Raw genomic sequence first — 25,826 nt, forward strand, 5'->3', positions numbered from 1 at the left:
AGGTAGGGTCCTAGGATGCTGGAGACGTCGGCGCGGCTGCTCAAACTGCTGTCCCTGCTGCAGACCCACCGGGAGTGGTCAGGGACGGAGCTGGCCGGGCGGCTCGGCGTCACCGCGCGCACGGTGCGGCGCGACGTGGAGCGGCTGCGCGAGCTCGGCTACCAGGTGCACGCCACCGCCGGGGCGCCCGGCTACCGGCTGGGCGCGGGCGGCAACCTGCCGCCGCTGCTGCTCGACGACGAGGAGGCCGTCGCCGTGGCGGTCGGGCTGCGCACCGCCGCCCAGGGCAGCGTGGCGGGCATCGAGGAGACGTCGCTGCGCGCCCTGGCCAAGCTGGAGCGGGTGCTGCCGTCGCGGCTGCGGCGCCGGGTCAACGCGGTGCAGTCGATGACCGTGCCGATGACGGGGCGGGCGCCCGCGGTCGATCCGGACGCGCTGGCGGCGATCGCGGCGGCCTGCCGTGACCACGAGAGCCTGCGGTTCGACTATTGCGGCGCGGGCGGCGCCGTGACGACGCGCGTCGTGGAGCCGCACCGGCTGGTGGCCACCGGGCGGCGCTGGTACCTGGTCGCCTTCGACCCCGGCCGTGACGACTGGCGGCTGTTCCGGGTGGACCGGGTGCGGCTGCGGACGCCGAACGGGCCGAGGTTCACCCCGCGCCGCCCGCCCGACACCGATCTGGCGGGCTACGCCTCCCGCCGGATCGCCGAGGCGCCGTACCGCTTCCGGGGCCGGTTCACCGTGCACGCCCCCGCCGCGGCGGTCGCCGAGCGGCTGTCCCCGTCCGCCGCCGCCGTCGAACCGCTCAGCCCGGCCTCCTGCCTGCTGACCGCGGGCGGCGACTCGCTGGACGAGATGGCGTCCTGGCTGGTGTCGCTGGGCGTGCCGTTCGAGGTCCACGAGCCGCCGGAGCTGGCCGATCACCTGCGCGTGCTGGCGGCGCGGCTGGCCGGCGCGGCGGGCGGCCAGTGAGCCGGCCGGAAATTGTCGGTGGCGGCCCCTACGATGAGGCTCCTCACAGGAGGGATGGCCCATGCTCGACACGCTGATCGTGCCGCTGTTCGTCACCACCGACCTGCCGCCGGATGCCGACCTGGCCGGGTTCGGCCGGCTGCTCGCCGAGTCCGCGCGCACGCTGGGCGGCGAGGGCGCGGGCTATGACGCCGTCCTGTCGGGCAAGGTGTTCTGGCTCGACCGGCCCGTGGCGCCCGGCCAGCATCCCCCGGCGGTGTCGGAGTCACGCTTCGCCGGCCTGCTCGGCCACGTGACGGTGCCCGGCGCGGGCCACACCTCGCGCCAGGTGGTCGCCGACGTCCGCCGCGCCGTCGGCGCGGCCGTGACCGGCCACTACGGTGACGTGGGCGTCCTGCCGGCGGTCTTCGCCATCCGCGACAGCGACGTGCGCGAGCGCACCCCCGACGACGCCCTCCCCGTCGACCCCCTCCCCGTCGACGCCGTCCCCGTCGACGCGTTGCTCACCGCGCACCGCTGACCGGCCCGCGTCCCCGCTTCCCGCCCTGGCGCGTCGCGGCTCAGGCGGCCAGGCCCATCAGCACGTACGCGGCCCACAGGTCCGGCCTGGTGGCGCCGTGCCTGTCGCGTGCCTCCAGGGTCACCTCGCGCAGCGCCTGCGCCCGCCCGGCGCCGTCGCGGATCCTCGCGTGCAGCCGCCGCGTCACCGCCCGCCTGACCTCCCCGCCGACCGGCCACATCGGCGCCACCGCGGCCCCGGCCCCCGCGCGCAGCAGCGCCTGCCCCAGCACCGCCGCGCCGCCGCTCTCGCACGAGCCGAGCACGACCAGCCCGGCCCCGATCCGCATCCCGGCGATCCGCCGCGCGGTCAGCAGCCCGTCGCCCAGCCTGACGCCCGACCCGAACGGGTCCTCCCCGTCGTAGGAGCCGTGGCAGGCCAGGTGGATCCGGTCCCAGTCGCCTTCCAGCAGCGCGGCCGTGGCATCCGGCCCGGTGTGCGCGCCCTGGCCGCCGTCGCGCGCGATCTCCGCGGCCTCGTTCTCGTACGCGACCCGCGCCACCGCGTCCTGCGCGTAGCCGACCACCAGCGAACGCCGCCCCCGCGCCGCCTGCCGCCGGGCGAGGCCGCCCAGCATGGCCAGCGACGGCGCGTAGGCCACCGGGCAGCGTTCGAGCAGCAGCCGGCCGCCGGGGGCCAGCGCGTGCAGCGGCAACCGGTCCAGCTCCCCGTACGGGACGAGGTAGAGCATGTCCAGGGCGTCGCCGAGCGCGTCGAGGGCGTCGCCCAGGAGCAGGTCGCCGAGCAGCGCCCAGTCGTCGCCCCACCGGCCCTCGCCGCCTGCCGCCGCGAGCAGTTCCGTTCCCACCCGGGTGCCGAACGCCCTCGGCTGCGCCCACCCGGTCCGGTGCGCGAGCACCAGCACCCGGCCGCCGCTCAGGTAGAACCCCAGCACCCCGGTCACCCCCGCGCCCCTGCGCGCCCCGGCTGCTTCGGCCGCCCCGGTTGCCCTGATTGCCCCGGTTGCTTCGGCTGTCCCGAGCACCCCGGCCATCGCCTCCACTGCCTCGGCCACGACGCCCTCGTCGTGCCACCCCGGGCCTGGCCCGTCGGCCCGGCCCACGGGGCCGAGCTGGACGGCCAGGAGCCTGGCCTTCGCCCGCTCGGCATGCGCCCACGCGGTCCGGCCCCGCCCCAGCCGCACGGCCAGCTCGACGGCCCTGTCACGCAGCGCCCCGGCGACGCCGTCGCCGGCGCGTTCGGACAGCTCACCGGCCGCCTCGGCGTCCGCCAGCGCCGCCGCCAGGTCACCGAGCCGTTCCGAGGCGACCGCCCTGTCCTGGTACGCGCGGCCCAGCGCCTCCTCCTGCCCGGTGCCGCGCAGCAGCGCGATGGCCTCCGAGGCGCGCTGCCGCGCCCGCGCGTGCTCCCCGGCCCGCACGTCGAGCGCGGCCAGCCTGCCGAGCGCCAGCCCCTCCCCGGCCGCGAACCCGATCCGCCGCGCCAGCCCCAGCGCCTCCTCCAGCCCCGCCACAGCCTCCGGCCCACCCGCCCCGAGCCCGTACCCCTGGGCTTGCAAGGTCGCCTGCCGGATCAACCCCAGCACCACGGCCCGCCGCCGCCCCCGGGCCCGGTCGACCTCCACCGCCCGCGCGCCGAACGACCGCGCCCGCGCCGTCTCCCCCAGCTCCCGGTACGCCTCCGCGAGGCCGTCGCAGGCCGCCCCGACGAGCCTGTCGTCGCCTGCCGCCTCGCCCAGCACCAGGGCCTCCAGGCAGCCCGTGACCGCCTCCCCCGGCTCGCCCTGCACCAGCCGCAGCCGGGACCGCGCCACCAGCAGCTCGGCCCTGGGCACCCGCCACGCCGGCCCGCCCGTCAGCGCCAGCCCTTCGGCCAGCACCGCTCCGGCCTCCGCGAGCCGCCGCGCCTCGACCAGCGCCGCCCCCAGCACGGCCAGCACCCGCACCAGCCGCACCGGCAACGCCGCCCCCGCCGAGCCGGCTGTGCTTGCCGTGCCTGCCGCCGGGGTCGCCCGGACGGGCTCGCGGGCGAGCTGGGCGGCCTTGGTCAGGTGATCGACCGCCTTGGCGGCCCGCCCCTGTGCCAGCGCCGCCGCGCCGAGGTTGCGCAGATGCTCCACCAGACGGGCGTCACCCAGCTCGCACCCCTGGGCGGCGTAGTCGTGCGCCACCGCGGGCTCCTCCGCCTCCAACGCCAGCTCGGCCAGCTTCGCCAGCAGCCGCGAGCGGCGTCCCGGGTCGTCGTTCACCTGGAGCGCCTGCCGGGCCGGCGCGAGCACCCCGGCCAGGTCTGCCGCCGCTTCGGCCTCCTCGATGCGCAGCCACTCGGCCGGCGCCTCCGCCGGGTCCCCTTCCCGCCGCAGCCCCGCGACCGCCCGTGCCAGCGCCGCCCGCCCGCGCGCCCGCTCCCCGAGCGCCAGCTGCAGCTCCGCCACCCGGACCAGCACCGCCACCTCGACCTGCCCCGCCATCAGCCAGTACGGCGCCTCTGCCCCCGCCGGCCCATCGCCTGAACACGCCGTGCCCTCCGTCGGGGCGCGATGGCCGTACGACGGCTCGGCCGGCTGGGGGGCCGGGTCGTCGGCCAGGGCCGCCAGCCCTTCCTCCAGGGCGGAACGGGCACGCACCAGCGCCCCGCGCGCCTCCAGCGCGAACCCGAGCCGTACCGCCGCGAACGCGCCGGGACGGCCCGTGTGACGCAGCCCCGCCGCCGCCCGTTCGAGCGCCTCGATCTCCCCGTCCGCGTCACCGGTACGCGCGGCCAGCACCGCCAGGCGGTCCTGGACGATCGCCTCGCGCACCGGGTCACCCGCTGCCATCCCCAGGGCCGATTCCAGCAGCTCCCCCGCCGCGACCGCCCACGCGCCCCGGGCCCCGGCACTGTCCGAAGCCTTGGCCGCCAGCCCCCGCCGCACCTCGGCGAGCCACCCGTCACCGGCTCCCCCGCGGTCCCCGAAGGCGGCGCCCGGCTCGTTCCCGAACCCGGCTGCCAGTTCCGCCGCTGCTCGCGACGGCCGGCCTGCCTCCGCCTGGGGGCGGGAAGGCGTGCCGGGCGATGCCGAGGCCGGGTGAAGCGCCAGGTCGGCCTGCGCCAGCGTGGCGGAGAACAGCGCCTCCAGGTCCCCCTCGGAGGCGGCCAGCTCGAAGGCGCGGGCGAGTTCCGTACGGGCGTCGTCCGGCCGGTTCAGGTCGCCGAGGCAGGCGCCGCGCAGGGTGCGGGCGGCGGCCTCGCGGGACGGGGCGCCGAGGCGGGCGTAGGCGTCGGCGGCCGTGGCGAGGTCCTGGGCGGCCTGGTCCGGGTCGCCCTCGGCGTAGGCGAGGGTGCCGAGCTGGTGGCGGACGGCGGCGAGGCCGTCCTGGTGACCGATCGCGTTGTACGCGCGTTCGGCCCGTTCGAAGGCCTGCCGGGCGGCGGGCAGGTCGCCGCGGGCGCGGCGGCGGCGGGCGATCCGGTACCACTCGTCGGCGGGATCGCGCCGGTTCCCCCGGCGGCGGACGATCTCGACGATGGCCGTCTCGCACGCGGCGGCGTGGCCGGCGTGGCCGAGGGCGTGGAGGAGCCGCGCGTGGGCGTCGAGCGCCTGGCAGGCGTCGTCCCAGGAGCCGTGCGTCTCCAGCTCGGCGGCGCAGGTGGTGATCACCTCGGCGGCGGCGGGCAGATGGCCGAGCTCGGCGCCGCACCGGGCGCTGACGATGAGGACGCGGGCGGCGCGTACGCTCTCGCCGAGCGCCAGGTACAGCTCGCGGGCGCGGCTCGAACGCTCCAGCGCGGCCTCCGGGTCGCCCGCGGCCAGGTGCGCGGCGGCGGCCTGTTCCTGCTGGGACGCCTCCGCCTCGGCCAGGCCCGCCTGGCGGCAGAGGTCGGCGGCACGCAGGTGCAGGGCGGCGGCGCGGGCCGGATCGTTCCCGCCGCTCGCCGCCGCGCCCATCCGGCCGGTCTCCGCCGCCTCCGCGTGCGCGTCGCCCAGGTCGCGGTACGTGATCGCGGCCTGTTCGTACGAGCGCAGCGCCGCCTCCCACTCGCCCAGCTCCTCGTGGCAGCGGCCGATCAGGGAACGCGCCCGCGCGGCGCCGGCCGGGGCGCCCGCGTCGGTGAAGGCCCGTTCGGCACCTACGAGCAGTTCGGCGGCGATGCGATGCCTGCCCCGGTCCGCGAACAGGCCGGCGATGCCGAGCAGCCGGGTCGCCAGGGCGTCCGGTTCTTCGGCGGGGGCCGGGCCGGGTCGTCCGGCGAGGGGCAGGAGGGCGCGGGTCAGGTCGTCGTCGACGTCCAGCGCGAGCCGCGCGGCGGCCTCCGCCGGCTCCGGCCCGGCCGTGGCCAGGGGCGACGGGTGCTCGGGCAGGCGGGCGAGGGTGCGGGCCAGGTGAGCGTGCAGGGCGGGGTCGAGGGCGGTGGCGGGCACGGTCAGGGCCTCGGCCAGGTCGGCGGGGTCGCCCAGCACGTCGAACCGCAGCAGCAGCGCCTCGGCCAGCGGGGCCGGGACGGCGGGCTGGTCGGGCAGCGTCTTGGCGGCCGTCTCGGCGGCCTGGCGGGCGGCCTGCACGGCGTCGTCGAGGTCCTGGCGTCCCTGGCCGGCCAGGGCGCGGCGGCGCAGCATGAGGGACAGCAGCGCGTACGCCTCCGCCGGCTCCTCGCCGGCGTCGATCACCTGCCGTAAGGCGGTCACCGCCTCGTCGGCGGCGGGCAGGCCGGGGTCGAGCCGGAGCGCCCGGGCGAGCAGCAGGAGCGCCCGGGGCCGCATCGGGTCGGCGCCGGAACACGCCGCCACGGCTTCCCGCGCCGCCGTGATCGCTTCGTCCGCCCGGGCGTCCCGCTGCCCTCCCACGACCCCGAGGGCGTCCTGACCGTGAGGCGGCCCCACCGGAGTGGCGCCCCCACCGTACGGACGTGCCGCCCGTTCAGGGGCCGCCCCACGAGAACCCACGTCGCCCCGCCCTCCAGCGGCGGCCGCGCCATCCGGGGTGCCGGTCTGCCGCCCAGAAGCGGGTGCGCCGCCGGGGCCCGTCGCCGTAGTGGCGTCCTCGCCGAGGAGGCCGCTCGGTCCCCTGAGGGCGGGTTCAGGGGTGGCGTGGTGGGTGAGGGCGTTGGCGAGGTTGGCGAGGAGGCGGGGACGGTCGGGGTGGCCGGGGTAGGCGCGGGTGGCCGCGTGGCGCAGGGCGTGCAGGGCGGTGTCCAGGTCGGCGGGGTGGCCGGTGGCGCGGTAGCGGCGCCAGCGGCGGCCGGCGAGGAGGTCGAGCCGGGCGATGGGGTCGCGGCCGAGTTCGGCGGGGATGTCGCCGGGCGGTTCGCCGAGGGCGGCGAGCATTTCGCGGGCGGCCTCCAGGGAGCGTTCGTCGCCGGTGACGGCGTACCACTCGACGAGCCCGGAGGCGTACGCGGCGAGGACGCGGGGGTGGGCGGCGCGGGGCTCGTGCCAGAAGTCGAGGGCCGCCTGCCCGGTGCGGATGAACGCGAGCAGGTCGGCGTCGTGCGCGGACTGGGCGGCGCGCCGCCCGGCGAGCTCCAGGAGGGCGAGGAGCGCCTGGGAGCGTTCCGGGCCGTCGGGCCGCCAGGCGGCGGTGAGGTGGGCGCGGGTGAGCTCGTCGTCGCCGGGCATGGCGCGGCCGAGGGCGGCGGCGAGGGCGCCGAGGTGGCGGGGGTCGCCGAGGGCGGCGCGGAAGAGGACGTGGACGGCGTCGTCGAGCGCCTCGGGCCGGCCGGTCGCGCGGTGCAGGCGGGTGAGGCCGTCGCCGAGGAGGGCGAGGGCGCGGGACGCCCAGGCGCCGTCGGCCTCCTGGAGGAGGACCTGGGCGAGCCGGTCGCACACCTCGGGGGTCGGTTCGGCGAGGGCGCGGCGGACGAGGGTGTGCAGGAGGAGGGCGACGTGGGGGTGGGCGCCGGGGTCGACGTGGCGGAAGAGCTCTTCGACGAGTTTGGCCCAGGTCTCGGGGGTGTCGGCGGCGCCGGGGCCGCGCAGCCGTTCGGGCAGGCCACGCGGGTCGACGACGGCCACGGCGGCGAAGAACACGCCGGCCACGGCGGCTTCGGCGCCCTCTCCGGGGTCGAGGCGGTAGCGGGCCAGGTGGAGCATGCCGATGAGCCGCCAGGTGACGGCGTCGGCGGGGCCGCCGTCGCAGGCGAGCATGGCCTGTTCGGCTTCGGCGAGCGCCGTCTCGTCCCGCACCGGCCCGGGGTCGGCGTCCCGGTCGAACGCCGCGATGCGGGAGGCGAGAGCCCAGGCCGGATCGTTCATGAAGGCAACACTCTCACTGGTGCGCGCCGGCGTACAGGACCGCCCCTGCCGGGGGGCGCCGGTAGGTAAGCGCTTACAGTTCTGGTGTGTGCCACGGGACTTCCACTGTCGTACAGGCCCAGGTGAGAAGCCTGTCCGGGGGGTAGGCATGCAGGCATGCTCTACGGCAAGGAACACGTCCGGCGCTACCGTGAGACCGACGGCGCCGAGGGACACGACTGGAACGGCACGACGGTGCTGCTGCTGACCACCAAGGGCCGCACGTCGGGCGACCCGTACACGACGCCGCTGATCTACCAGCGGCACGGCGACGACCTCGTGCTCGTCGCCTCGAAGGGCGGCGACCCGGACCATCCCGACTGGTACAAGAACCTGCGGGCCGAGCCTGAGGTGGAGGCGCAGGTCAAGGGTGACCGGTTCAAGGCCCGCGCCCGTACCGCCACCCCTGAGGAGCGGCCGGAGCTGTGGCGGCTGATGGCCGCCGCGTGGCCCGACTACGACGAGTACACGAAGAAGACCGACCGGGAGATCCCGATCGTGGTGCTGGAGCGCACCCGCTAACCGGGGGTCAGAAGGTCACCAGCGGGTCGCCGAGGAAGTCGGCGATAAAGTTGACGAAGAAGAACCCGAAGAAGACGACGTTGAGCCCGAGCACGGCGTAGTGCCACGGGCGGGGCCGGGCGGGCCTGGGCAGCTTGCTGTTGAGGTACATGAGGAAGAACGGGTAGATGAGCGCGCCCAGGTTCGACATGTTGGCCGACCACTCCACCAGCGCGACGGGCAGGCTGAGGTGGATGACGACGGAGATCACCACCAGCAGGACGATCATGAACGGGTAGTAGAACCGGCGCGGGTCGCCCTCCACCAGCCGGCGCAGGCGCGGGCTGGTGGCGTGGGCGGCGTCGGTGGTCACCCGGACCATGGCCTCGAAGATGCCGAGCTGGGTGGAGAACAGCACGAGCACGCCGAGGACGAGCGCGACGGCGAACATGGCCCCGCCGTACTCGTCGCCGAGCGCGACGGCCACGAACGTGGGCACGTCGGCCCTGGTGGGCCGCTCGCCGGAGAGCGCGACGGCCTGGGACATGAGGATCGTGGGCAGCAGCATGCCGAGGATGGCGCCGACGAAGAACACGCCCCACATGTCGACCATGAGCAGCCGGTACCAGCGCCGCCACAGTCCCCGGTTGCGTTCGTCGTCGGGGAAGGTGACGCCGCTGGCCAGGATCTCGCGCCGGTCGCCGCGCAGCCCGGAGATGAACCCGGTGCGGTGGCCCATGCCGTAGCCCTTGTCCCGGTAGTGCCCCATGACGTACCAGTTGAGGCCGGAGGCCAGCGCGGTGAAGCCGGCCAGCGCGCCGAGCTGGGTGGCGGTGATGCCGGCGGGCGGGGCGGCGGGGGTGACGAAGCCGCGGATGCCCTCCCACCACAGCTCCCACGGCACCACGAGCAGGTCGATGGCCAGCAGCGCGAGCAGGATGACCGACACGAGCAGCCAGTTGGCCAGCTCCAGCGCCCGGCTGATCCGGCGGGCCAGCGCGGTGATCAGGAAGACGACCACGAGCAGCGCGATGGCCCACAGCCGGGGTTCCTCGGCCCCGGCAGGCGGGATGCGGCCGTGGACGAGCGCGTACACGCCCTGTCCCGCCGAGGCGGCCCAGCCGCCGGCGATGAAGGAGAACAGGACGATCAGCACCGACAGCGGCACCCACAGCCGCCGGCCGGGCGGCACGCGCCCCCAGGCGACGACCGGCGCCTCGCCGGTGGCGACGACGTAGCGGGAGCATTCGACGTTGTAGAACGTCTGGAGCAGCGCCGAGACGAGGATCACCCAGCCGACGCCGACGAAGCCGTACTGGCCGACGCTGAGCGGGCCGAGCAGCCATTCGCCGCTGCCGATCGAGATGCCGAGGGCGATCAGGCTGGGCCCGACCGCGTACTTGAACAGTTGCGCCGGGCCGATCCGGGAGACCTTGAAGACCTCCTCCGGCGTGGGCAGGTCGGTGACGCCGAGATCCGGGCGGCTGACTCCGAGTGGGTGCGCCATGTCCTCGCCTCCTGCCCCCAGCGTGAGCCGGGGCAGGAGGGTCGGCAAGGCCCAATCAGCGCGTGAGCGAGTCGTACAGGGCGAGGGTGCGGCGGGCGACGGTGGCCCAGGAGAAGTGCTCGACGGCGCGGGCGCGACCGGCCCGGCCGAGGGCGGCGGCGCGGGCGGGGTCGGCGAGCAGGGCGTTGACGCGCGCGGCGAGGTCGCCGGCGAAGCGTTCCGGGTCGTGCGGGGTGCCGTCGGGGCCCTGGTCGATCGGGACGAGCAGGCCGGTCTCGCCGTCGGCGACGACCTCGGGGATGCCGCCGGTGGCGGTGGCGACCACGGCGGTCTCGCAGGCCATCGCCTCCAGGTTGACGATGCCCATCGGCTCGTAGACCGACGGGCACACGAACACGGCCGCGTGGGTGAGGAGCTGGATGACCTCGGGCTTGGGCAGCATCTCGGAGATCCAGAACACGCCCTCGCGGTCCAGCCCGCGCACCAGCGCGGTGACCTCGGCCTCGATCTCGGGCGTGTCGGGCGCGCCCGCGCACAGCACGAGCTGCGCGCCGGGGTCGAGGGCGCGCGCCGCGTGCAGGAGGTGGACGAGCCCCTTCTGGCGGGTGATCCGGCCCACGAAGATCACGTACGGCCGGTCGGGGTCTATCCCATACTTTTTCAGGACATCCTGGTCGATGTCCGGGGCGTACTCGGCGGTGTCGATGCCGTTGTGGATCACCGTGACCTTGGCCGGGTCGATCCCCGGATAGGCCGACAGCACGTCGCGGCGCATGCCCTCCGACACCGCGATCACCGCGTCGGCCGCCGCCAGCGCGGTGCGCTCGGCCCACGACGAGATCGCGTAGCCGCCGCCGAGCTGCTCGGCCTTCCACGGCCGCAGCGGTTCGAGGCTGTGCGTGGTGACCACGTGCGGCACGCCGTGGAGCAGCTTCGCGACATGCCCGGCAAAGTTGGCGTACCAGGTATGCGAATGGACCACGTCCGCGCCCGCGCAGGCGGCGGCCATCTCCAGGTCCACCCCGAGCACCTGGAGGGCCGCGTTCGCCGCCCCCAGCCCGGCGGGCGTACGGTATGCCGACACGCCCGGCTCGTCCCGGTCCGCGCCGAAGCAGCGGACCCGCACGTCGGCCAGCTCGCGCAGCTCCCTGGCCAGATACTCCAGGTGCACGCCGGCCCCGCCGTAGACCTCCGGTGGGTACTCCCTGCTCAGCAGATCAACACGCATGACACGACCATACGAGGAAGTGCCTCCCCGCGACACGGCGACAAGCCCGACATGCGGAACGACCGCCCGCCGCGTGGCGTACATAACCCGAGAGAACGGGACACGACGGGAGGGAGCCGGACGCGCATTCGTCGATAGATCGGCCGATTGAGGGTAGCGTCCAGGACATGAGGTCCCGGAGGGTGCTTGCGGTCGTGCTGGCAGGTGGAGAGGGAAAGAGGCTCATGCCTCTCACGGCGGATCGGGCGAAACCGGCGGTGCCGTTCGGCGGGATGTACCGGCTCATCGACTTCGTGCTGTCCAACCTCGCCAACGGCGGCTATCTGAAGATCGTCGTACTGACCCAGTACAAGAACCACAGCCTCGACCGCCACGTCTCGCGCACCTGGCGGCTGTCGGCCATGCTCGGAAACTACGTGACGCCGGTGCCCGCGCAGCAGCGGCTGGGCCCGCGCTGGTTCTCCGGCTCGGCCGACGCGCTCTTCCAGAACCTGAACCTGATCTACGACGAGATGCCCGAGCACGTGATCGTGTTCGGCGCCGACCACATCTACCGCATGGATCCGCGGCAGATGGTCGACCAGCACGAGGACTCCGGTGCCGACGTGACCGTGGCCGCCATCCGGCAGCCGCTGTCGCTGGCCGACCAGTTCGGCGTGATCGAGACCGACCCGGAGGGCCGGCGCATCGTGGCGTTCCGGGAGAAGCCCAAGGACGCCGTCGGGCTGGCCGACTCGCCCGACGAGGTCTACGCCTCGATGGGCAACTACGTGTTCAAGACGCAGGCGATGATCGACGCGCTGCGCGAGGACGCCCTCGACCCCACGAGCAAGCACGACCTGGGCGGCAACATCATCCCGATGATGGTCAAGTCCGGCGGGGCCGACGTGTACGACTTCGCCAACAACGTGGTGCCCGGTTCGAGCGAGCGCGACCGGGGCTACTGGCGCGACGTGGGCACGCTCGACGCCTACTACGAGGCGCACATGGACCTGATCGCCGCGCATCCGGTCTTCAACCTGTACAACGACAAGTGGCCCATCCACACCGGGCACGACCCGCTGCCGCCCGCCAAGTTCGTGCACAACGACGGCGACCGCGTCGGCCGGGCCATCGACTCGCTGGTCTCGCCCGGCGTCATCGTCTCCGGCGGCACCGCCTACCGCTCGATCCTGTCGCCCAAGGTCGTGCTGCACTCCCACTCGCTGGTGGAGGACTCGGTGCTGATGGAGAACGTCAAGGTGGGGCGCGGCGCGATCGTGCGCAAGGCCATCATCGACAAGAACGTCGTCATCCCCGACGGCGCCCGCATCGGCTTCGACCTGGACTACGACCGCACCCGGTTCGCGCTGACCCGCGGCGGCGTCGTGGTCATCGGCAAGAACGAGATCGTCGACCGGTGAGCCGTAGAGTGTGGGGGTGCAGCCTGATCTCCGCCAACCGCTGATCCGCGACCTGAGCGAGTCCGACCTGCCCCGCCGGCACTGGCGGGGCGACGACGAGGACGGCGGCGTGTGGCTGTTCGAGAGCGTCGAGGGCGACGGCGAGCAGTGGGCGATCCGGCAGATCGAGATCCGCGCCGGGCGTCAGGTGCACCGCTACTGGTGGCGGCACCTGCAGGACGAGCACGGCTTCCTGACCGATCAGGCGCTGGAGATCTGGGAGCTGACCGAGATCAGCGCGCCGGCGTTCGAGGCCGTGTGGGAGGCGGGCGGCTGACCGGTGCTGGACGAGGGCGGACATGGCGAGGCCCCGGGCTCGGCGGGCGAGCTCCGGGACCGTGGTGACGCCGGTCAGTCGGCCAGCGTGTAGAGCCAGCCGCTGCGGTGGTAGTCGCTGCCCCACCAGCCGTGGTGGTCGTCGCAGTCGGTCTCGTCGTACGTGCCGGACGAGACGGTGTTGTCGTCGTGGATCTTCTGCCAGGTGGCGCTCTTCCCGTCGCAGCCCGGCCATTTGTCGGCGGCGGCCGGGCTCGCGAGGGTCGCGGTCAGGGCGGCCGCGGCGAGGACGGCGCCGCCGGCGGCGGCAAGGATGGCTTTCATGATATTCCCCCCGTGATCACGAAGTGTCATCGCTGCATCACTATACGGAGCCAGCCGCCGGGCGGGGGAACGCCACGCGGGCCGCGCTCAGCGCGGGCAGGGGCGGCCCGCCTCCCGGGCGAGCGAGGCGGTGGCGATGGCGGCGTCGAGCCGGTCGCGGGTGCCGGTCAGGTCGCGGATCTGCCGGTCGATGCGGTCGCGCTCGGCGGCGAGCCGGTCGAGCAGCCCCTCGCTGACCTCCTCCGACTCGATGCACGGCAGCAGCTCCACGATCGTCCGGCTGGACAGCCCGGCGGCGTAGAGCTCCTGGATGAGGCGGACGCGCTCCACGGCGGCGGGCGGGTAGTGGCGCTGGCCGGAGGCGCTGCGCGCGGCGGCGAGCAGGCTCTGCTCCTCGTAGTAGCGCAGCGCCCGCACGCTCACGCCGGTCGCGGCGGCCAGCTCCCCGATGCGCATGCCCGCTCCCCTCCGGCTTGCCTCTGACGTCAACGTCAGGTTTTAGCGTAGCCCCGACCGACGACATCGGAGGCACATCATGAAGATCACGGGTTCCGTCGCCCTCGTCACCGGGGCCGGCCGGGGCATCGGGCGGCACTTCGCCCGGCAGCTGCTGGAGCGGGGAGCGGCCAAGGTGTACGCGGCCGTACGCGATCCGCGCACCGCCGACGTCCCCGGGGCGGAGGTGCTGCGCGTCGACGTCACCGACCCCGGCACGATCGCGGCGGCGGCGCGGGCCGCCGGCGACGTCACCTTCCTCGTCAACAACGCGGGCGTCTCCACCGGCCACGACCTGGTGGGCGGCGACCCGGAGCGGGTGCGGCTGGAGATGGAGACGAACTTCTTCGGCCCGCTGGCCATGATCCGGGCCTTCGCGCCGGTGCTGGCCGCCAACGGGGGCGGCGCGGTGCTCAACGTGCTGTCGGCGCTGTCGTGGGTGTCCTACCCCGGGTCGGGCGCGTACGCCGCGTCGAAGGCCGCCGCGTGGAGCCTGACCAACGGCGCCCGGCTGGAGCTCGCCGGGCAGGGCACCCAGGTGACGGGGCTGCTCATGGCGAGCACCGACACCGACATGATGGCCGGCTACGACGTGCCCAAGAACGACCCGGCCGACGTCGTGCGGGCCGCGCTGGACGGCGTCGAGGCCGGACGGGCCGAGGTCGTCGCCGACGACGGCACCGCCCGGATCAAGGCCGCCCTGTCGGCCGACCCCGCCGTCCTCTACCCGGGGGTGTTGTGAACGCGGTGCTGTTGAACGCGGTGCCGCTCCAGGGATTCGAACCCCGAACCTCCGCCTCCTGAGGGCGGCGCCTCTGCCAGTTGGGCCAGAGCGGCGTGGGCCCCGGACGGGCCGGCGGGAGGCCCGGCCCGGGGCATGAGCTCGGTCCGCCCGGGGGCCGCCAGCCCCGCCGCGCAGGCCTTGCTCGCGGCGCCTTTCCCTTCAGGGCCGCTGGATCCTGGTGACGCGCATGAAAAAGCCGCCTCGGGGTCGAGCCCGGGCGGCCGTCCTGGTGTCCTCGTCAGGTCACCCGGAGGCCGGAGGCGTCAGTGCCAGGGATGTCACCGCTCGCCTCCTTCTCGTATGTCGTTCCGGACAGCTTCAAGGTAGCCCGGAGATCGTGCGGGACGCCACCGAATATCCGGTCAGCCCGCGCCCAGCGACTGCGCGTACGGGCCGCTGGTGCGCTCGAAGCGCAGCGCCGCGTGCGAGGTGGCGCTCTGCACGTCCCGCCAGTGGCGCTGCAGGTCGCTGTCGTCCCGCTGGGCCTGGCTGCCGCCCGACTCGAAGAGCCGGGCGGCGGCGGCGCGGACGAGCTGGGCCGCGAGCGAGGCGTCCCGGGCGTTGCGCGCGGCCGTCGCGGGCGCGACGCGGCCCAGGTCGGCGATCGCCGTGGCCCGCTCGGTGAGCAGCAGGGCCGCGTCCAGCTCGGCGCTGGAGCGGGCCAGCTCCAGCTGGGCGGGCGGCGGCAGGCCGGGCCCCTTGGCCGTCTGCTGCGCGGTCCACGCGCGCAGCATCGCGGTGGCGGAGCCGAGCGCGGGCGCGGCGAACAGCGCGCCCGCCACGGCCGCCAGCGGCGTCTGGTGGCACGGCGCGGCCGAGTGCTCGCTGTGCCCCCGGAACACCGCGCCCTGCGGCACCGCGCGGTGGCGGGGCACCAGGACGCCGTCGGCGACCACGGTGTTGCTGCCGGTGCCGCGCATGCCGAGCGTGAACCAGGTGTTCCTGATCCGGTAGTCGCCGCGCGGCACGGCGAAGAACCTCGGCCCGTCCGGCGCGGGCGCGCACAGCAGCGCCCAGTCGGAGAAGTCGACGCCGCTGAGGAAGTGCCACTCCCCCGAGAGCCGCCACCCGCCGGACGTCTCCTCGGCCGTGCCCGACGGGACGAGCGCCGCCGAGATCGCCGCGTCCGGCCCCTCGCGCCAGACCTCCGCCTGCCCCTCGGCCGGGAGGTAGGCGGCCATGCGGCCCGAGGTGGCCACGATCAGCGCGCACCACGACGCGGACGCGCACGACTCCCCCACCGTCGCGAGGGCCCGCCGCAGCTCGGTGAACGCCGCCTCGGCCCCGCCATGCCCGCGCGGGACGAAGTGGCGGGCGAACCCGGCGTCGAGGATCGCCGCGACGACGTCCTCCGGCAGCCGCCGCGCGGCCTCCGCCTCGGCGGCCCGCTCGCCGGCGAGCTTGGCGACGGCGTCCGCCGCTTCGAGCAGGCCCGTGGCCTCGTGGTCGGTCATGATCCACTCCTTCGTACGGATGCCGTCATGGGGAACTCGCCGGGGCCGATCGTGATCACTTCGGCGCCGCCCCGGGCCACGGCGCGGTGCCGCCTGGCCAGGGGCGCGAGCTGGGAGAGGCAGGCCTCGACGAGCGTCCAGCCGCCCTCGGGCCGGTCGGTGAGCAGGCCGTCGAGTGCGGGCCAGAACAGCACCGGCTCGGCCAGTTGCAGCGCCCAGAACTCGGGCGTGACCGCCTCCTCGTCGGTGACCCACCGCCCGGTCCGGCACGAGCGCACCGGGACGCGTGGCGGGCTCAGGCGCATCCCCTCCAGGCAGCGGACCAGCTCCTCGGCGGCCGGCCGCAGCACCGGGCTGTGGAACGGCTGGAGCGCCCGGACCCTGCGGCACATGAAGCCCTTGCCGCGCAACGTCTCCTCGGCGGCCTCCAGCGCCGGATCGGGCCCGGACACGATGCACTGCCGGGGCGCGTTCCAGGCCCCCACCACGACCCCGCCGAGCTCCCCGCCGGGGCCGCCGGACAGGTGGGGGGCGAGGTCGTCCGGGGTGGCGGCCACGGCGAGCATGCCGCCCGGGGGCATCAGGCGGGCCGCGTCGGCGCGGCGGCACATCAGCTCCGCGCCGTCGGCCGGGCTGAACACGCCGGCGAGCGCGGCGGCGGCCAGTTCGCCCACGCTGTGCCCGAGCAGCGCGTCAACCGGCCTGCCCGCGTCGGTGAGGGCCCGGCCGATCGCCAGATTCACCGCGAACAGCAGGGGCTGGGCCCGGGTGACGTCGTCGATCGGCACCCGGGGCGCGGCTGACAGCCAGTCGTCGCGCAGCTCGCCGCCCCGGCGGCCGCAGGCGTCGAAGAACTCGTCCATGGCCGCCGTGAAGGCCGCCTGCTCGCGGTAGAGCTCGGCGGCCATGCGCGGGTACTGGGCGCCCTGCCCCGGCAGGAGCAGCACCGTGCGCCTCTCGGTCTGTCGCATGCCGCCAGCTTGCGTGACCGATCTTGAGCCGGGCTCGAGGCTGCCTCGATACGTAGTCGGTGACAGAGCCGTGTGCGGGCCATGACAGGTCCGTCCAGCAGGGTCGGAACCGCACGTCGGCAAGAAGGGGGTGGATTCCGTGGAAGGTACGGACGCGGCCGGGGGGATCGGCGTCGTTCTCGGTACGGATCATGTGATCTTCAGGGAGTGCCTGAGGGACTGGATCGGCAGGTTGCACGGCATCAGCGTCGTTGGGGAGGCGCGCTCGCCGGCCGAGGTCCCGCAGGTGGCCGCGCGGGTGCGGCCGGACGTGGTGCTGGCCGGGGCGGGCGGCGGCCCGCAGGAGGCCGAGTGGCGGGCGCTGCGGCAGGTCCGGCGGCACCTGGCGGACGTCAAGATCGTGGTGGTGGCGCTGAGCCACACCGTCGACCTGGGCGAGCTGGCCGGGCACGGCGCGCACTGGTGCCTGCCGGCGACCAGCACACGGGCGGACCTCGTGCTGGTGCTGCGCAACCTCACCCGGCTGGAGCCCGGCCCGTCGCCGCGCCGGCCCGGGTGCGAGCGGCGGCGCGAGGCCGATGCCGAGGCGGGGCCGCGCTGGACGGCCCGCCTGTCCGTCCGCGAGCGGCAGGTGCTCGACCTGGTCTCCCAGGCGCTGAGCAACGCGCAGATCGGCGCCCGGCTGTCGATCACCGAGGGGACGGTGAAGCGGCATCTGCGCAACATCTACGGCAAGCTCGGGGCGGTGTCGCGCATCGACGCGGTCAACAAGGCGGCCGGCCTCCCCACCGCGCGGGCGGCGTCCCCCGGGCAGGCCCACTGCCTCGGCGCCCGCTGAACCGCCCGGCCGGCCGCGCCGGGGCCCGTCGGTCCGCCGCAGCCGCTGGGCGGGCCAGGGTGGACGGGCCTTGAAGTGGACGGGCCTCGATGTGAACGGGCCTTGAAGCGGACGGGTCAGGCGGGGATGGCCAGGACGCGGCCGCCCCGCAGGACCTCGCGGTGCAGGCGCTGGACCGCCGGCGACGGGTCCAGGCCCAGCTCGCGGTCGAGGACCTCGCGCAGCCCCTGGAAGGCGGCCAACGCCTCGCCGCGCCGGCCCGCCTGGCTGAGGACGGTGATGAGCTGGGCGTGCAGCCACTCGTGCAGCGGGTTCTCGGCGATCAGGCTGCGCAGCTCGCCGATCAGCTCCCGGTGCCGCCCGAGGTGCATGTCGGCCTCGATGCGCAGCTCCAGCGCGTGGGTGCGGCGTTCGGCCAGGTGGACGACGTGGGAGCGGAGCAGGGGGCCCTGGGTCACGTTGGCCAGGGGCGGCCCCTGCCACAGCCCCAGCGCCTGGCGCAGGTCGGCGGCGGCGGCCTCGTGCTGCCCGGCGCGGGCGAAGCCCTCGGCCCGGGTGACCAGGTGGTCGAAGCGGTCCTGGTCGAGCTGGTCCTGGTCGACCAGGAGCGTGTAGCCGAACGGCTTGGTCAGCAGCAGTTCGCGCCCGGAGCCGCTGAGGCGCTCGCGCTGGATCAGGTTGCGTATTTGGTAGATGTAGGTCTGGGTGGTGGTGAGGGCGCTCTTGGGCGGGTTGTCGTCCCACAGTTCGCGGATGATGGAATCGACCAGCACCAGGCGATTGGCGGAAACGAGCAGCAGCGCGAGCACCTGGCGAACCTTGGGCGCACTTGGCGTGCAGGCCCGGCCGGCATGCACCACCTCCATCGGTCCAAGCACCGAGAAATTGGTTTTGGGCATCATGTCTCCCCGTCAGTTGATGGAACACGACATGCGGCGACCCCTAATACCCGGCGAGAATATAGCAAGATGGAACATGTCTCGAATGTCGTGCCTCTAAAGAGGTATGCTCCATCGAAGGTGAGCCGCCCGCATGTAATTCACCGCTGCGACGAGGCGGACATTGATGGACGGGCAGGTAAATGGTTCACTTCGCAACCGTTTAATGTCTTATCACTACATGTGGTAAGCGCACGCTACCGCATGCGCGGTAACCGCCACGTACTGCAATTGCAGTAGGCCGATTGGCGGCGCACCCGTTATTGTGGCGACGTGAGACAACGAGGTATAAGGCGCCATATTCCCCGACTTCCCGCTCTCGTTGTCGACGCGATCGCCGGCGCCGCGGTGAGTATTTCGGCGCTTCTCGCACCGTATTTGGACACGCCCGAACCAGCGGCCCGGCATTTACCGGTGCTGACCGTGCTCATGGGCGCCGCCGTCGCCGTCCGGCGGGTCGTGCCGGTGCCCGCGCTGTTCCTCACCCTGCTGGCCTCGGCGCTGGCCGACCCGCTCGACGTGGTGGAGCCGGCCATGGCCGCGATCCTGCTGACCGCGTACACGGTGGGGGCGGTGAGCGAGCGCGGGACCGCCGTGGCGGTGGCGGCCGGCGGGTCGGCGCTGCTCGTCGCGGTGCACTTCCTCGTCCAGGGGACCACCTGGCCCGACGCGCAGAGCGGGCCGCCGCCGTTCATCGCCGCGACGCTGGCGGGCGGCGCGGTGGGGCAGGCCGCCGTGACGCGGCGCCAGCTCGTCGCCGCGCTGGAGGAACGGGCCCGGCGGGCGGAGCTGGCGCTGGAGGAGGAGGCCAGGCGGCGGGTCGTCGAGGAGCGCATGCACATCGCGCGCGAGGTCCACGACCTGGTCGCCCACCACATCTCGGTCGTCAACGTGCAGGCCGGGGTGGCCGCCCACCTGCTGCGGCACCGGCCCGACGCGGCCGAGGAGGCGCTGGCGCACGTCCGGGCGGCCGGCCGCACCGTGCTCAACGAGCTCGGCGCGGTGCTCGACGTGCTGCGCGGGTCGGGCGACGCGCGGGCGCCGCTGGAGCCGCTGCCGGGGCTCGCCGACCTGGACCCGCTGCTGGAGTCGTTCGCCCGCACCGGGCTCAAGGTGGACCGGACCGTCTCCGGCCTGGCCGTGCCGCTCCCGCCGGCGGTCGACCTGTGCGCGTACCGGACGATCCAGGAGTCGCTCACCAACGCCCGCAAGTACGGGCGCGGCCACGTCCGGATGACGATGGCCTACACCGCCGGCGAGCTGACCATCGACGTGCGCAACCAGCGGGCCGGGACGGCCGGGGCCGATCCTGGCACCGGGCACGGCCTGATCGGCATGCGCGAGCGCGTCGCGTCCGTCGGCGGCGTGCTCAGCGCCGGGCCCGCCCGGGGCGGGGAGTTCGCGGTGGTGGCCCGGCTGCCGCTGACGGGAAGCCAACTCACCGAGAGGAACCAGGATGATCCGCGTGTTGCTCGCTGACGACCAGACCCTGATCCGGAAGGGATTCCGCTCGCTCATCGAGACGGCTGCCGACCTGTGCGTGGTCGGGGAGGCGCAGACCGGGCTGGAGACGGTGCGGCTGGCCCGCGAGACCCGCGCCGACGTGATCCTCATGGACATCCGGATGCCGGAGATGGACGGGCTGGCGGCCACCCGGGAGATCACCGCCGACGAGAGCCTGACGGGGGTGCGCATCCTGGTGCTGACGACGTTCGAGATCGACGAGTACGTGTTCCAGGCGCTGCGGGCGGGCGCCAGCGGCTTCCTCGGCAAGGACGTGGAGCCGGGCGAGCTGCTGGCCGCGATCCGCGTCGTGGCGGCCGGGGAGGCGCTGCTGTCGCCGAAGGCCACCAAGGGGCTGATCGCCCGCTTCCTCAACCAGCCGGTGAAGGCCGACACCGAGGCGGGCGGGGTGCTGGAGGCGCTGACGGCCCGCGAGCTGGAGATCGTCGTGCACGTGGCCACCGGGGCCTCCAACGAGGAGATCGCCGAGGAGCTGTGCCTGTCCCCGTACACGGTGAAGACGCACGTCAACCGGGCGATGGCGAAGCTGGGCGCGCGGGACAGGGCGCAGCTCGTGGTGACCGCCTACCAGGCCGGCCTGGTCACGGTGGCGAGCGCCTGACACCGCTGTCAAGGCCGTCTCGTACGGACGCATGATCTCGCGGATACTGCGATCGGACGACGCGGACGAGGTCGCGGCTGCTGCATCGTGGGACCATGATTGAGGTCACCAACCTGAAGAAGCGCTACGGGGACACGCTGGCGGTCGACGACCTGACTTTCACTGTCAGGCCCGGCGTCGTCACCGGGTTCCTGGGGCCCAACGGGTCGGGCAAGTCCACCACGATGCGGCTCATCCTCGGCCTGGACGCGCCCACGGAGGGCGTGGCGCTGGTCAACGGGCGGCCCGTCCGCGAGCACGCGGCGCCGCTGCGCGAGATCGGCGCGCTGCTGGAGGCCAAGGCGGCCCACCCGGGCAGGTCGGCGTTCAACCATCTGGCGGCGCTGGCGGCGACCAACGGCATCCCCCGGCGGCGCGTCCGCGAGGTGCTGGAGCTGGTCGGGCTCAGCGAGGTGGCGCACCGGCGGGCGGGCGGTTTCTCCCTCGGCATGGCGCAGCGGCTGGGCATCGCCGCGGCGCTGCTCGGCGACCCCGCGACGGTCGTGCTGGACGAGCCCGTCAACGGCCTGGACCCCGAGGGCATCGTGTGGATCCGCAGGCTGCTCAAGGGGCTGGCGGCCGAGGGCCGGACGGTGTTCCTGTCGTCGCACCTGATGGGCGAGCTGGCCGAGACGGCCGAGCAGGTCGTGGTCATCGGGCAGGGCAGGCTGATCGCGGACGAGCCGGTCGGCGAGCTGATCAGGTCGGTGTCGGAGCGCCGGATGCGGGTGCTGGTGCGCACTCCGGACCCGGTGCGGCTGTGCAACCTGATCCAGCGCGCGGGCGTGACCATCACCCGGCGGCACGACGACCTGCTGGAGATCGAGGGCGTCCCGGCGGAGCGGATCGGCGACGAGGCGGCGGCGTGCGGCCTGCCGCTGCACGAGCTGACGACCGCGCGGGCCTCGCTGGAGGAGGCGTTCATGGAGCTGACGGGCCTGTCGGTGGAGTTCCGCGCGCCCACCGGCGTAGGGATCGCGTCATGAGCCGGCCCGTGAGCCATCCCGCGAGCGCCGCGGCGGTGGCGCCCGGCGTGAGCCTGGCCCGCGCGGTCAACGGCGAGTGGATCAAGCTGAGGTCGGTGCGCTCGACCACCGTCGCCCTGCTGCTGTCGGTCGTCGTGTTCGTCGGCGTGGGGCTGATCACCGCCGGCGCCATGGCCGAGCCGCTGGCGGCGGGCACGCTGGAGCCGGACGGGCCGCCGTTCCAGCCGAGCACCCCGACCGGCGCCACCCTCGGCGGCGTCGCCTTCGCCCAGCTGCTCATCGGCGCGCTCGGCGTGCTGTACGTGTCGTCGGAGTACTCGACGGGGCTGATCCGCGCCACGTTCTCGGCGGTGCCGAGGCGGCTGCCGGTGCTGTGGGCCAAGTGCGTGGTCTTCGCCGGGGTCGTGCTCGCCCTGATGCTCCTCTCCTCGCTGGTGTCGTTCCTGGCCGGGTCGGCGCTCCTCGGCGCGCACGGCGTCGCGCCGTCGCTGGGCGACCCGGGCGTGCTGCGGGCGGTGCTGGCCGCGCCGGTGTACCTGACCGGGGTCGGGGTGGCGGCGATCGCGCTGGCCACGCTGATGCGCAGCACGGCGATGGCGGTCTCCGTCGTGTCGTTCGCCGTCTTCCTGCTCGACTCGCTGGCCGGGATGCTGCTGCCGGAGGGCGTCGCCGACGCGGTCACGCCCTACCTGCCGGCCACCGCGGGCAAGGCGTTCATGGCCGAGACGCAGGCCGGCGGGGTGCTGGCGCCGCTGCCGGGCTTCCTCGTGTTCTGCGCGTACCTCGTGGCGCTGCTCGGGCTCGCCGCCTGGACGCTGCGCCGGCGCGACGCCTGACCGGCGGAACGCCAGGCTGGGACCCCAACGGTCCTCGAGCGGCGCTCGAGGACCGTCGCACATGTTCACCTGCGACAGCCGATGTCGCAAAAGGAGCGTGTGCGTCTCATGGACCGACGAACCGTGATCACCGGAATGGGCGTACGCGCGCCCGGTGGTGCGGGGACGAAGTCTTTCTTCGAGCTCTTGTCCTCCGGGCGGACGTCCACCCGCAGGATCTCCTTCTTCGACCCCTCGCCCTTCCGGTCCCAGGTGGCGGCCGAGTGCGACTTCGATCCCGAGGCGTCCGGGCTGACGCGCCGGGAGATCCGCCGGATGGACCGCGCCACCCAGCTCGCGGTGGTGGCCGGACGTGAGGCCGTCGCCGACAGCGGGCTGGAGGCGGCCGGCCTCGACCCGGGCCGGGTGGCGGTCAGCGTCGGCACCGCCGTCGGCGCCACCACCAGCCTCGAACGCGAGTACCTGGTGCTGTCGGACACGGGCCACGACTGGTTCGTCGACCCCGGGTACGCCTCGCCGCACCTGTTCGACTACTTCGTGCCGAGCGCCATCGCGGCCGAGGTCGCCTGGATCGCCGGCGCGGAGGGCCCGGCGGCCATCGTCTCCTCCGGCTGCACCTCGGGCCTCGACTCCGTCGGGTACGGCCACCAGCTGATCAAGGAGGGCAGCGCCGACGTCGTGCTCGCCGGCGCGACCGACGCCCCCATCTCCCCCATCGCCGTGGCGTGCTTCGACGCGATCAAGGCGACCACGCCGCGCAACGACGACGCCGAGCACGCCTCGCGCCCGTTCGACCGGACCAGGAACGGCTTCGTGCTCGCCGAGGGCGCGGCCATGCTGGTGCTGGAGGAGTACGAGCACGCGCGGCGGCGCGGCGCGCGGATCATCGCCGAGATCAACGGGTACGCCACCCGCTGCAACGCCTACCACATGACCGGGCTCAAGCCCGACGGCCGCGAGATGGCCGAGGCGATCAACGCGGCGCTGGCCGAGGCGAGCATGGACGGCGACGCCGTCGACTACGTCAACGCGCACGGCTCCGGCACCAAGCAGAACGACCGGCACGAGACCGCCGCGTTCAAGCGGGCGCTCGGCGAGCACGCCTACCGCACGCCGGTCAGCTCCATCAAGTCGATGATCGGCCACTCGCTGGGCGCGATCGGCTCGATCGAGCTCGTCGCCTGCGCCCTGGCCATCGAGAACGACATGGTGCCGCCCACCGCCAACCTGACGGAGGCCGACCCCGAATGCGATCTCGACTACGTGCCGATCGAGGCGCGCGACCAGCGGGTGGACACGGTGCTGTCGGTGGGCAGCGGCTTCGGCGGCTTCCAGAGCGCCATGCTGCTCAGCCGCGCCGGGAACGGGAGCTGACGCCATGACGCAGACCACGATCGCCGCGCCCGGCGAGCGGACCGGCGGGCCGGCCACGGCCGTCATCACCGGCCTGGGCGTCATCGCCCCCAACGGGCTGGGCGCCGAGAAGTTCTGGGCGGCGACCCTGCGCGGGGAGAGCGGCATCCGGCCGCTGCACGCCGAGGGACACGCCGGCGGGCACCCCCGGGGCGGCGGCCCCCGCTACCCGGTGACGCTGGCCGGGCAGGTGAGCGGGTTCGTCGCCGAGGAGCACATCCCCTCCAGGCTGATGCCGCAGACCGACCGGGTGACCCGGCTCGCGCTGGCGGCGGCCGAGTGGGCGCTGGAGGACGCCGCGCTGCGCCCGGCCGAGCTGCCCGAGTACAGCATGGGCGTGGTCACCTCCAACGCCTCCGGCGGCTTCGAGTTCACCCACCGGGAGATCCAGAAGCTCTGGACGCAGGGCCCGCAGACGGTCAGCGTGTACGAGTCCTTCGCCTGGTTCTACGCGGTCAACACCGGCCAGATCTCCATCCGGCACGGCATGCGCGGCCCCGGCGGGGTGCTGGTGGCCGAGCAGGCGGGCGGCCTGGACGCGCTCGGCCACGCCCGGCGGGCGGTGCGCCGCGGCACCCCGCACATCGTGACGGGCGGCGTGGAGTCCTCGCTCGACCCGTGGGGCTGGGTGAGCCACATCGCCAGCGGCAGGCTCAGCCGCGAGCCCGTCCCCGAGCTGGCCTACCGGCCCTTCACCCGGGAGGCGGACGGCTACGTGCCCGGCGAGGGCGGGGCCATCCTCGTCCTGGAGGACCGGGAGGCGGCGCTGCGGCGCGGCGCGGCCAAGGTCTACGGCGAGGTCGCCGGGTACGCCGCCACCTTCGACCCGCGGCCGGGCTCGGGCCGGCCGCCCGGCCTGGAGCAGGCCATCCGCAAGGCGCTCGCCGACGCGGGCACCGAGCCCGGGGAGATCGGCGTCGTCTTCGCCGACGCCGCCGGGGTGCCGTTCCTGGACCGGGAGGAGGCCGCGGCGATCTCCGCCGTCTTCGGACCCGGGGGCGTCCCGGTGACCGCGCCCAAGGCGCTGACCGGCCGCCTGTACGCCGGGAGCGGGCCGCTCGACGTGGTGTGCGCGCTGCTGGCGCTGCGCGACGGGGTCATCCCGCCCGTGCCCCACGCCGGGGAGGTGCCCGCCGCGTACCGGATCGACCTGGTGCGCGGCGCCGAGCCGAGGAGCGCGGCGCTCACCCACGCGCTGGTCCTGGCGCGCGGAAAGGGCGGCTTCAACGCCGCCGTCGTCCTTCGCAAGCCCGAACATCCGGAAGCCGTACCTCGGAAAGAGGAGAAATGACTCTCGACGACCTTCGCAGAATCATGGTGGCCTGCGCCGGCGAGGACGAGCACGTCGACCTCGGCGGCGACATCCTGGACGAGCTCTTCACCGACCTGGGCTACGACTCGCTGGCCCTGATGGAGACCGCCGCCCGGATCGAGACCGAGTTCGGCGTGCGGATCCCCGACGAGCAGGTGGCCGAGCTGACCACGCCCCGCGCCCTGCTCGACTTCGTCTCCGGCGTGACCGTCCCCTGACCGCGCGCCGCCCGTTCCGTCCCTGTTCCGCTGACCTCCGGAAGGACCACGTCATGATCGTGCACACCCTGATCTACCGCTTCCCCGCCTCCGCGACCGAGGGCGACCAGGAGGAGTTCTTCACCGCGATGAAGGAGCTGCTCGACCGCAACCCGCTGGTCAAGGGCTTCGACTACCGGCCGCACCTGTGGCTGCCCGCCGACGAGCGCTCCCGGGGCATCACCGCCTCGAAGATCGCCCAGTTCACCACCGAGACGCTGGAGGACCTCAAGACGTTCTCCGAGATCCCCGAGGTCTACGACTTCACCACGCAGTGGAAGCAGAAGCTCCGGTTCGAGGCGGCCTACGCCAACCACGAGCCCCTGTCGGTCTGACC

The 25,826-nt window shown here is 74.4% G+C and carries 23 protein-coding genes and 1 tRNA gene; 15 read left to right on the forward strand and 9 right to left on the reverse strand.

The window, feature by feature from the left end; genetic code table 11:
- The first annotated feature begins 15 nt into the window (after positions 1-15).
- Both AB0G11_RS21525 and AB0G11_RS21530 read left to right on the forward strand, forming a co-directional pair.
- Positions 16-972 (forward strand): WYL domain-containing protein, encoded by a 957-nt coding sequence (locus AB0G11_RS21525; protein ID WP_357587635.1) that lies wholly within the window; start codon positions 16-18, stop codon positions 970-972.
- Between the two features lie 61 nt (positions 973-1,033).
- Positions 1,034-1,492: a hypothetical protein gene (locus tag AB0G11_RS21530; RefSeq protein ID WP_357587636.1), complete on the forward strand. Its 459-nt coding sequence runs from the start codon at positions 1,034-1,036 to the stop codon at positions 1,490-1,492.
- Positions 1,493-1,532: 40 nt separating this feature from the next.
- On the opposite strand, the gene AB0G11_RS21535 is transcribed toward AB0G11_RS21530, so the two are convergent.
- Positions 1,533-7,724: a CHAT domain-containing tetratricopeptide repeat protein gene (locus AB0G11_RS21535; protein WP_357587638.1), complete on the reverse strand. Its 6,192-nt coding sequence runs from the start codon at positions 7,722-7,724 to the stop codon at positions 1,533-1,535.
- Between the two features lie 156 nt (positions 7,725-7,880).
- Here AB0G11_RS21535 and AB0G11_RS21540 point away from each other — a divergent pair, with 156 nt between their 5' ends.
- The gene (locus AB0G11_RS21540; RefSeq protein WP_357587640.1) at positions 7,881-8,285 is read left to right on the forward strand and encodes a nitroreductase family deazaflavin-dependent oxidoreductase; all 405 of its coding nucleotides are present in this window, start codon (positions 7,881-7,883) and stop codon (positions 8,283-8,285) included.
- Positions 8,286-8,292: 7 nt separating this feature from the next.
- On the opposite strand, the gene AB0G11_RS21545 is transcribed toward AB0G11_RS21540, so the two are convergent.
- Together AB0G11_RS21545 and glgA are read right to left on the reverse strand one after the other, a co-directional pair.
- Positions 8,293-9,771, reverse strand: coding sequence for an Nramp family divalent metal transporter (locus AB0G11_RS21545; RefSeq protein ID WP_357587642.1), 1,479 nt, complete (start codon positions 9,769-9,771; stop codon positions 8,293-8,295).
- A gap of 55 nt (positions 9,772-9,826) precedes the next feature.
- Complete coding sequence (gene glgA, locus AB0G11_RS21550; protein WP_219509756.1) at positions 9,827-10,999, reverse strand: glycogen synthase; 1,173 nt, start codon at positions 10,997-10,999, stop codon at positions 9,827-9,829.
- A 167-nt stretch (positions 11,000-11,166) separates the two neighbouring features.
- Here glgA and glgC point away from each other — a divergent pair, with 167 nt between their 5' ends.
- Both glgC and AB0G11_RS21560 read left to right on the forward strand, forming a co-directional pair.
- A complete protein-coding gene (glgC, locus tag AB0G11_RS21555; RefSeq protein WP_219509755.1) occupies positions 11,167-12,402 on the forward strand; it encodes a glucose-1-phosphate adenylyltransferase in 1,236 nt (411 codons plus the stop codon).
- Positions 12,403-12,418: 16 nt separating this feature from the next.
- Positions 12,419-12,718 carry a hypothetical protein gene (locus AB0G11_RS21560; protein ID WP_357587644.1) on the forward strand — a complete coding sequence of 100 codons (300 nt, stop codon included), beginning with the start codon at positions 12,419-12,421 and terminating at the stop codon, positions 12,716-12,718.
- A gap of 74 nt (positions 12,719-12,792) precedes the next feature.
- On the opposite strand, the gene AB0G11_RS21565 is transcribed toward AB0G11_RS21560, so the two are convergent.
- Both AB0G11_RS21565 and AB0G11_RS21570 read right to left on the reverse strand, forming a co-directional pair.
- Positions 12,793-13,041, reverse strand: a complete 249-nt coding sequence (locus AB0G11_RS21565) for a hypothetical protein (RefSeq protein ID WP_219509753.1) — start codon at positions 13,039-13,041, stop codon at positions 12,793-12,795.
- Between the two features lie 87 nt (positions 13,042-13,128).
- Positions 13,129-13,497, reverse strand: coding sequence for a MerR family transcriptional regulator (locus tag AB0G11_RS21570; RefSeq protein WP_357587646.1), 369 nt, complete (start codon positions 13,495-13,497; stop codon positions 13,129-13,131).
- A 79-nt stretch (positions 13,498-13,576) separates the two neighbouring features.
- Between AB0G11_RS21570 and AB0G11_RS21575 the strand changes: the two genes are divergently transcribed.
- Entirely contained in the window at positions 13,577-14,278 is a 702-nt protein-coding gene (locus AB0G11_RS21575; RefSeq protein ID WP_357587648.1) for an SDR family oxidoreductase, read from the forward strand.
- Positions 14,279-14,299: 21 nt separating this feature from the next.
- On the opposite strand, the gene AB0G11_RS21580 is transcribed toward AB0G11_RS21575, so the two are convergent.
- From AB0G11_RS21580 to AB0G11_RS21590, 3 genes are all read right to left on the reverse strand, one after another.
- Positions 14,300-14,373, reverse strand: a tRNA-Leu gene (locus AB0G11_RS21580).
- A 309-nt stretch (positions 14,374-14,682) separates the two neighbouring features.
- Positions 14,683-15,774, reverse strand: coding sequence for a hydrolase (locus tag AB0G11_RS21585; RefSeq protein WP_357587650.1), 1,092 nt, complete (start codon positions 15,772-15,774; stop codon positions 14,683-14,685).
- A complete protein-coding gene (locus AB0G11_RS21590; RefSeq protein ID WP_357587652.1) occupies positions 15,771-16,745 on the reverse strand; it encodes an acyltransferase domain-containing protein in 975 nt (324 codons plus the stop codon). Before AB0G11_RS21590 ends, AB0G11_RS21585 begins: the two co-directional genes overlap by 4 nt.
- A gap of 139 nt (positions 16,746-16,884) precedes the next feature.
- Between AB0G11_RS21590 and AB0G11_RS21595 the strand changes: the two genes are divergently transcribed.
- Positions 16,885-17,583 (forward strand): response regulator transcription factor, encoded by a 699-nt coding sequence (locus tag AB0G11_RS21595; protein WP_357587654.1) that lies wholly within the window; start codon positions 16,885-16,887, stop codon positions 17,581-17,583.
- A 116-nt stretch (positions 17,584-17,699) separates the two neighbouring features.
- Here AB0G11_RS21595 and AB0G11_RS21600 read toward each other — a convergent pair whose 3' ends face one another.
- Positions 17,700-18,449 (reverse strand): AfsR/SARP family transcriptional regulator, encoded by a 750-nt coding sequence (locus AB0G11_RS21600; protein ID WP_357587656.1) that lies wholly within the window; start codon positions 18,447-18,449, stop codon positions 17,700-17,702.
- A 486-nt stretch (positions 18,450-18,935) separates the two neighbouring features.
- Between AB0G11_RS21600 and AB0G11_RS21605 the strand changes: the two genes are divergently transcribed.
- The 8 genes from AB0G11_RS21605 to AB0G11_RS21640 all read left to right on the forward strand — a co-directional run bounded on the left by AB0G11_RS21605 (position 18,936) and on the right by AB0G11_RS21640 (position 25,824).
- Positions 18,936-20,000: a histidine kinase gene (locus tag AB0G11_RS21605; protein WP_219509747.1), complete on the forward strand. Its 1,065-nt coding sequence runs from the start codon at positions 18,936-18,938 to the stop codon at positions 19,998-20,000.
- The gene (locus tag AB0G11_RS21610) at positions 19,978-20,646 is read left to right on the forward strand and encodes a response regulator transcription factor (RefSeq protein WP_357587658.1); all 669 of its coding nucleotides are present in this window, start codon (positions 19,978-19,980) and stop codon (positions 20,644-20,646) included. Before AB0G11_RS21605 ends, AB0G11_RS21610 begins: the two co-directional genes overlap by 23 nt.
- A gap of 95 nt (positions 20,647-20,741) precedes the next feature.
- Positions 20,742-21,671, forward strand: a complete 930-nt coding sequence (locus tag AB0G11_RS21615) for an ATP-binding cassette domain-containing protein (RefSeq protein WP_219509745.1) — start codon at positions 20,742-20,744, stop codon at positions 21,669-21,671.
- A complete protein-coding gene (locus AB0G11_RS21620) occupies positions 21,668-22,507 on the forward strand; it encodes an ABC transporter permease subunit (protein WP_219509744.1) in 840 nt (279 codons plus the stop codon). Before AB0G11_RS21615 ends, AB0G11_RS21620 begins: the two co-directional genes overlap by 4 nt.
- A 108-nt stretch (positions 22,508-22,615) precedes the next feature.
- A complete protein-coding gene (locus tag AB0G11_RS21625) occupies positions 22,616-23,881 on the forward strand; it encodes a beta-ketoacyl-[acyl-carrier-protein] synthase family protein (RefSeq protein WP_357587660.1) in 1,266 nt (421 codons plus the stop codon).
- 4 nt (positions 23,882-23,885) lie between these two features.
- Positions 23,886-25,211, forward strand: a complete 1,326-nt coding sequence (locus tag AB0G11_RS21630; RefSeq protein ID WP_357587662.1) for a ketosynthase chain-length factor — start codon at positions 23,886-23,888, stop codon at positions 25,209-25,211.
- Positions 25,208-25,450, forward strand: coding sequence for an acyl carrier protein (locus AB0G11_RS21635; protein ID WP_219509741.1), 243 nt, complete (start codon positions 25,208-25,210; stop codon positions 25,448-25,450). Before AB0G11_RS21630 ends, AB0G11_RS21635 begins: the two co-directional genes overlap by 4 nt.
- Before the next feature lie 53 nt (positions 25,451-25,503).
- Positions 25,504-25,824: a hypothetical protein gene (locus tag AB0G11_RS21640; protein WP_219509739.1), complete on the forward strand. Its 321-nt coding sequence runs from the start codon at positions 25,504-25,506 to the stop codon at positions 25,822-25,824.
- Positions 25,825-25,826: the final 2 nt, after the last annotated feature.

The sequence above is a fragment of the Nonomuraea sp. NPDC023979 genome (assembly GCF_040639085.1).
Lineage (GTDB): Bacteria > Actinomycetota > Actinomycetes > Streptosporangiales > Streptosporangiaceae > Nonomuraea > Nonomuraea ceibae.